This window comes from Microcystis sp. M53598_WE2 (assembly GCF_030067735.1).
Classification (GTDB): Bacteria; Cyanobacteriota; Cyanobacteriia; order Cyanobacteriales; family Microcystaceae; genus Microcystis; species Microcystis aeruginosa.
Genome location: NZ_JASJFE010000165.1, coordinates 1 through 6,728, shown reverse-complemented (window position 1 = coordinate 6,728; position 6,728 = coordinate 1). Strand labels below are relative to the sequence as shown.

Genomic DNA, 6,728 nt, shown 5'->3' with positions numbered 1-6,728 from the left:
TCGGCGTGTCGGGCGTGTCGGGCGCGGTGTCGGGCTTGGCGTTCGGCGTGGTGTTAGGCGTGGTGTTTATATTCGCCTTTTTCCGTCCTGATAATTGGCTAATCGGGCTTTTGGCTGGCTCCCAAGGGCGACTTTTTCCCCGTATTACCCTTCTACCGCTGCCGGGGTTAACCTCGACTCTACAACAATGGTTACAGCAAGACTGGGAAACGGCTATTAATAACCTCAATCAATACCTTCGGTACAGCCGCCAGTTTATTCCTGTCCTTGCCGCCGTTAATCGCGTTTTACCGCAATTCCCAGAGGCAGAAATTATCTATCGCGTCTCCCGTCTGGCAGAAAATCCCTCCGATTGGCAATTGTTAAAATATGCGTCCGCGTCGGCGAAACTGTTTTCTCTTGCTGACAGCCAAATCCGTCTAGATACTCCTGCTCGCGCCGCCGCCGCTGGTTTTTGGTATCTTCACCAACAGGACACCGAAAAAGCCGAAAAAGCCTTTGCTGTGGTACGTTCCCTCGCCTACGGGGAAGAAATGTATAGTCTCGCCCAAACTTTACACCGATTTAGTCAGGCAGCAACTTTCGATAGTATCGCTTCCCTGGAGGTTGCCCCCATTGCCGCAGAACCGTCATTACGTCCGCAAACTTGGCAAGCTATCAGCAGTTTAAATCGAGTTATCGCAGAAATAGCTTTAGTCCAGAGAAGTAGAGATCGGATTATCGGGGAATTAAGCGATATAATCGACCGACAGGCTGCCAATTTACCCCAAGCAGAAAAAGAATTAATCCTTTCTATCGCCCAAAAATGGAAAGATTGCTGTTCTTCTAGCTTGTAAGCTAAGACGCATTTAAACCGCTTATTCTTAGATTAGCCGAATCTCCCCCCCCCTGCCCCTAGGGTTGATTCATAGTAGGGTTGATTCAAGGTAGGGTTGATTCATGAATCAACCCTACCCACCCCCCCGACCCCCCCGATGTCGGGGGGGTGGGGAGTTGGGGATTGGGGGAAAATGGGTCTTAGCTTCCCCACACCTGGCTCCGACGAAAAACTTTAGTATAATCAAGAACACTGAGTATTTATTAGCTTTTCTGTCTAAGATTGATGTTAAAGGCTGTTCTGTTCGATTTTAATGGGGTGATCATCAATGATGAACCAATCCATCAAGAGTTAATCAATGAAATCTTGATCGGAGAAAATTTACTGCCCCTAGGGTCGGAATTTGCGGAGTTATGTCTGGGAAGAAGCGATCGCGTCTGTTTGCGTAATGTTCTCACCCGTCGCGGTCGTCAAGTGACCGAGGAGTATCTGACTAAGTTAATTAACAAAAAAGCGAGTTTATACCGAGAAAGATTAGGAAAATTAGAGAAACTTCCTATTTATGAAGAGATATACTCTTTTTTAAAACGGGTTAAGGCCAGGGATCTACAAATCGGTTTGGTGACGGGAGCAATACGCTCGGAAGTGGAATCAATCTTGCAACAGGCGGGCCTTGGGGATTACTTTAGTGTCATTGTCACCGGCGATGAGATTAGCACCAGTAAACCCCAACCGGATGGTTATTTACTGGCCGTAGAAAGATTCAATCGTTGGAATTTTAATCTACAGTTGCAACCCTGGGAATGTCTGGTGATTGAAGATACTTTTGTCGGTTGCGAAGCGGCAAAACGAGCGGGAATGCAGGTGGTGGGAATCGCTCATACCTATCCCTTCCATTTTATGCAGAGAGTGTCCAACTGGGCGATCGATAATTTCTCCCAACTAGACCTCGATCGCGTGGAGAAAACTTTTAGCCAAATCGGGGAAATAACCGAGCGATCGGGATTTTTAGGCAATCTATGACCATCTAGAGGCGATTAACAAGCTGAAAATCCCTACTTGCAAAAATCGGCAATTCGTGTTATGCTAACGAAAGTGCTAAGAAAATGCGGGTGTAGTTTAGTGGTAAAACCCTAGCCTTCCAAGCTAATGATAGGGGTTCGATTCCCCTCACCCGCTTAGGCTGTTGTGCAGTAAACGTCTAAGGAATTATCGGTAATATCAACGGCGATTCTGACTTAGAGATCGCTATCTTCTAAATATCTCCGCAAATCTTTGGTACGCTGCTCGGTGACAGCTGCCAAACAATTACCGTAAATCATGGGAGCTATAGAGCCTCCCTCATAGGCGCTTCTTTCAAATTCGCAACTGCTGTCTCTAAACTTAATCCAAGCTTGTTGGGCGGTAATTAATTTTTGTTTGCGAGCAGCTGACAGTTTTGGCAGTAGTTGTCGATAAACTTGATTTAACTTGCGATCGGCGTTTTGATAAGCGATGCTGGCACAAATGTTCATTTGGCTTTGAGTCTGGGGATTGTTACAGTTAGGACGTTGAGCTAGTTGCAAGTTTGTCGCTGCAGATGTGGGACTGGCAATGCTAGGGGTAGCCATCCCGACAGCAAACAAACTTGCTATGCTTAATACGGTTAGTAAAAACTTACCCATGGATACTTATTTTAATGAGGGTAAGAAGAAGATAACAGAAATGCGATCAAAGCGACTATAGCTTTTTCATTCTGCTCAATTCGTTGGTTGGCTTGGTTAACTATATTTCATTATTTCCAAAAAAGTGGGTGGGTGGAACTAAATATAAGATGAACGTAGGTTGGGTTGAAGCATGAAACCCAACGCCTGCTCATGTTACGCTACCCCTAACCCATCCTACAAATAATTTTGCCTACCTGCTTAACCCTATTTCATTATTTCCAAAAAAGAAAATCAGAGGAGTTGATAACTAAAAAACCCAGACGGGAACTCTTTTATAAGCAGGAGTCCCACAGCGAGGGTCGATTTTAGCCTTGAATAAAACATTGGCTTCGGGATAGAACATAAAGCCAACACCTTCGCGAATCGGACCGAAAATAAGTTCGATATTTTCTAATTTGCCGGCATCTCCTTGAACGGTGACTCGTTGATGTTCTTGAAAGCCCGCTTTTTTGGCATCTTCGGCGTTGATCAATAAACAATGACGGTGAGGCATTCCCCGATATTTATCGCCCACTTGATAAACGACGGTATTATGTTGTCCATAACTGCGTCCTGTTCCGAGAATCAGAGCAATTCCGGGTGCATTTTCTGGTTGATTGAAATCTTCCTTTTGCGGTGCTTTTAAAGTGGGTAAAAGCGTGACAGACATTTGCGCTTTTCCCGTCGATGTTGGAAAATGGGGTTCGGTAAAAATCCGTCCGCTAATGGTAAATTCTGTTTGGGTTTGATCTAATTGCCCGATCTTTTCATAACCCGGAATCGTTTTGGCGATTAACTGACGAATATAGGCGGTATCGTGTAATCTCGACCAATCAATCGGGTTTGTGCCTAAAACCTTGACGGCAATATTTGTTAACAGTTCTACTTCCGAGATGATATCCACATGGGAACCCTGTAGATGACTGCTTCCCCGCTCGTTAAAACGGACAAAATTATTGCCCGATTCGGTGGTTGTCGGGTGAGGATTTTCAAAACGAGCGAAGACGGGTAAAATTACCGTATTTTGTCGGGCTAATCCCTGAAAATGTCCTAAATTTGGCTTAGTAGCTACATAAAAAATCGTATCAATTTGAGCTAAGGCTTTTTTGGCTTGAGTTAAATCTGGATTTGCTCCATAAAGATTACCTCCCAAACAGAAAAGGGTGTTGATTTTTCCCCGTTCGGCAGCTTCAATTAATGCCCTGGTATCATAACCGCCGGTTATATTTAATGGCTTTCCTAAAAGTTGAGCAAGTGCCTCGGCGATTTCCTGACGTAATCTCACCGTAACGCCCATAGAACCGAAGCCCTGTACATTAGAATGACCTCTGATTGGCATGGTTCCGGCTCCGATTTTGCCAGCATTTCCCGTCATTAAAGCGGTATTGGCAATACTGATAATATTATCTACCCCATTTTCCTGTTGTGTAACCCCCATCGCCCAAGCGAAAACCACACGCTCTAAATTGCCGAAAAGGGCGGCGGTTGCTTCAATTTCTTCTCGGGACAAACCGCAGGTTTTAGTAATGGTTTCCCAGGGAATTTGTCGGGCGTAATCTATAACAGATTGCCAATTTTCTGTACGGGATTTGAGATAATCCCACCGCACTAAATTTTGTTCAATTAAAGATTTTTGTAATCCGACGAATAGGGCAGTATCGCTACCCGGTATCGGCTGTAGGTAGAGAGTTGAAATATCGGAACCGCCCCGCAATAAAGATTTAATCGGAAAAGCGGGTGAGGAGAATTTGACCAATCCGACTTCAATTTGCGGGTTAATAATAATAATTTTACCGCCGCGATCACGAATTTGAATTAATTCATTCATCAGGCGAGGATGATTAGCAGGAGCGTTAGAACCGATTAACACCACACAATCGGCTTGTTTTAAACTTTCCAGACTGACCATCGAAGTTCCGGTTCCGAAAACCTGTTTTAAGCCTACGGTCGAGGCGGCATGACAGAGATCGGAACAATCGGCTAAATTATTACTTCCTAATGCCCGGAAAAACAATTGTAAGAGATAGGCGGCTTCATTAGAAGAACGTCCAGAACTATAGGAGGCAATAGTCTCGGACGGTTGATGAAAAGCTTGTTCGGCTAATCGATACACTTCTTCCCAACTAATACGTTGATAGTGACTTTCTCCGGCTTTTAAGAGGACGGGATAACTGAAACGACCCAAGCGATCGCATTCTAGGGAGGTTAAGGACTGTAATTGAGCGAGATGATAGGTCTGAAAAAAATCAGTTTTAATACCTGGCATTAATTCGGAGGTAATCGCCTCGACACTTTTGAGACAACGTTGCAGACTTTCCCCCGCTTCGTTGACAAAACCGCCCTTTTGTCCTCCCGTTCCCCAAGCGCAAGCTAAACAGGCACTTTTATGATTCAAGGTTTGCCAGAGTTTAACCCCTTGAGGAGAGAGAGTTTTTTCCGCCCAATATTGCAATACGGGAAAACCCCCGCCCGCTTCTATTTTGTCCGATGTTTCTCGTTCGTTCATCGTTTTTTTCTCTCGATTTTTTCTCAAATTCATCCGATAGGGAGAGTGTACCCAGTACAGTTGAGTTTATCACCATTTTTTAAAAAGTGCATCAGCAATGCATAAACGACTGGGTAAGCTACGGTTAGTTGTTGACAATATCTCCTGATTGTGATTTTATCAGACTAAGGAGAGGTCTATTAAAATGGTAATTCCGATGGATGAAAATGAAGACTTTCAACATTTAGAGGAGATGATCGCTAATCTCCAAGCAAAACAGAAACAGATTCTGAAAGGGATGTTAGATTATCCGATTGAGATCGATTCGGCAATTCGGATACTTTCGGAACCATCTCGGCAATTGGCAACAACTGCTCATAATTTAACCAGAGTACATAAAATACTTAAAGAATTGGAAAAACAAGGATTGGTTAGTTTCCACGATTCTCAATATTCTTTGACTGAGTTGGGAAGGGAAATAGTAGGACACCTTAGCGATAAGAGTCCAACCCCAAGACGGGATGCACAGAGAAAGGAAAAACTGCAAAAAAGCTACGATTTTTTAGAACTCCATAGACAAGGATTAAGCTATCAGCAAATAGGGGATAAATACGGCATAAGTCGCGAGCGCGTTCGTCAAATTCTTGCCAGTAACCCCGAATTTGAAGCTTATCGGCAAAAACAAAAGGAAAACAATTATCGTTGAACGACTGTAAGAAGAGCGAGAAACGAAATTTACAATCTTTCCAACAATTCCTCGCGGGATAAATTCGCTAAAGAAAGAAGTAAAGCGGTGCGTTCCGAGATGGGAAGTTGGGCAATCTTTTCTACTAGACTGAATAATTCCGAATCTAGGGGGCCAAAGCGTCCTTCCAGAAGACTGGTTATCAGGGAATACCGTTCTTCTAAACTACCTTGTTGTATCCCTTCTTGCTTCCACTCTTCCCTTTGTTGTAAATAAGCTGGTGATAAGTTCATGATGTCCTCCTGTTCTTCGGTACTTAAATTATCTCTCAACTCTAAGTTCTTGCGCCAGTTGGCCAGAATTTCTAATAAATTCTCTCGACAAGGATTGCGTTCTGGCAGTTCAACTAACTCTTCAACTGCTCGTTTTTGAGTTCCTCCTTTACCTAATACCCTCAACCATAAGGTGTCCTCAATTACTGGTAATTGATGAATGACAATGATGCCCGCTTTGAGAGACTTCGCTAAAAAGTAAACCCCTGTTAACCAATTACTCTCATCGCTGTGAGTCCCGAAATCTTCAATCATTCTAGCTGAAAAGGTGGGCGTTAGAATCCAGAGAACTGGTAGTTCAGCTTCTGTTAGAGTTTTGTTTGACCGTTTCGCTTTTCTCAAGACATCCCCATGAACCGTGTATAACTTTGACAAACAACTGCGAATCTCTACCTCGGTCGGGGGATTGCGGAAAGGTTCAAACAAACAGGAAGTAGCCGCCATTTTTCCAAGTAATCCTAAAGGTAACTCAGTGGGAGGAGGTGAGCTAAATGGTTCAAACCAGACATCGATTTCTTGAACCTCACTTTTGACTTTCTTACTCTTTTTAATCGTCCCTAGAGGTGTTAGTAATTCCTCCAGATATTCCTTAGCAAATTGGTCATGAATTTGGCGAGTCATTCAAATTAATAATCAAGCATAAAAAGGACGGTAATAATCTTATTGGGACTTAAACAAATTTCAAGCCCAAACAAAGCCTAAACTGGCTTTGTAAGCGGCAAAC

6 protein-coding genes and 1 tRNA gene are annotated in these 6,728 nt (G+C 43.7%); 4 read left to right on the top strand and 3 right to left on the bottom strand.

Translation table 11 applies throughout. The annotated features are described in order from the left end of the window. The first annotated feature begins 5 nt into the window (after positions 1-5). From PX636_RS03680 to PX636_RS03670, 3 genes are all read left to right on the top strand, one after another. A complete protein-coding gene (locus tag PX636_RS03680; RefSeq protein WP_288116260.1) occupies positions 6-836 on the top strand; it encodes a hypothetical protein in 831 nt (276 codons plus the stop codon). 266 nt (positions 837-1,102) lie between these two features. Then, positions 1,103-1,840 (top strand): HAD family hydrolase, encoded by a 738-nt coding sequence (locus tag PX636_RS03675; protein WP_288116259.1) that lies wholly within the window; start codon positions 1,103-1,105, stop codon positions 1,838-1,840. Between the two features lie 85 nt (positions 1,841-1,925). Further along, positions 1,926-1,996, top strand: a tRNA-Gly gene (locus PX636_RS03670). 59 nt (positions 1,997-2,055) lie between these two features. Here PX636_RS03670 and PX636_RS03665 read toward each other — a convergent pair. Together PX636_RS03665 and PX636_RS03660 are read right to left on the bottom strand one after the other, a co-directional pair. After that, positions 2,056-2,481 carry a lysozyme inhibitor LprI family protein gene (locus tag PX636_RS03665; protein WP_012267761.1) on the bottom strand — a complete coding sequence of 142 codons (426 nt, stop codon included), beginning with the start codon at positions 2,479-2,481 and terminating at the stop codon, positions 2,056-2,058. 289 nt (positions 2,482-2,770) lie between these two features. After that, positions 2,771-5,008, bottom strand: a complete 2,238-nt coding sequence (locus tag PX636_RS03660) for an FdhF/YdeP family oxidoreductase (protein WP_288116258.1) — start codon at positions 5,006-5,008, stop codon at positions 2,771-2,773. Between the two features lie 184 nt (positions 5,009-5,192). On the opposite strand from PX636_RS03660, the gene PX636_RS03655 reads away from it, so the two are divergent. Next, positions 5,193-5,693, top strand: coding sequence for a sigma factor-like helix-turn-helix DNA-binding protein (locus PX636_RS03655; RefSeq protein ID WP_288116257.1), 501 nt, complete (start codon positions 5,193-5,195; stop codon positions 5,691-5,693). A 29-nt stretch (positions 5,694-5,722) separates the two neighbouring features. Here PX636_RS03655 and PX636_RS03650 read toward each other — a convergent pair whose 3' ends face one another. Beyond that, the gene (locus PX636_RS03650) at positions 5,723-6,625 is read right to left on the bottom strand and encodes an RpnC/YadD family protein (protein WP_288116256.1); all 903 of its coding nucleotides are present in this window, start codon (positions 6,623-6,625) and stop codon (positions 5,723-5,725) included. Positions 6,626-6,728 lie beyond the last annotated feature (103 nt).

Bases quoted from the DNA above. Each gene is read 5' to 3' on its own strand.
- PX636_RS03675 (WP_288116259.1), top strand. From the start codon at position 1,103: ATGTTAAAGGCTGTTCTGTTCGATTTTAATGGGGTGATCATCAATGAT.
- PX636_RS03665 (WP_012267761.1), bottom strand. From the start codon at position 2,481: ATGGGTAAGTTTTTACTAACCGTATTAAGCATAGCAAGTTTGTTTGCT.
- PX636_RS03660 (WP_288116258.1), bottom strand. From the start codon at position 5,008: ATGAACGAACGAGAAACATCGGACAAAATAGAAGCGGGCGGGGGTTTT.
- PX636_RS03655 (WP_288116257.1), top strand. From the start codon at position 5,193: ATGGTAATTCCGATGGATGAAAATGAAGACTTTCAACATTTAGAGGAG.
- PX636_RS03650 (WP_288116256.1), bottom strand. From the start codon at position 6,625: ATGACTCGCCAAATTCATGACCAATTTGCTAAGGAATATCTGGAGGAA.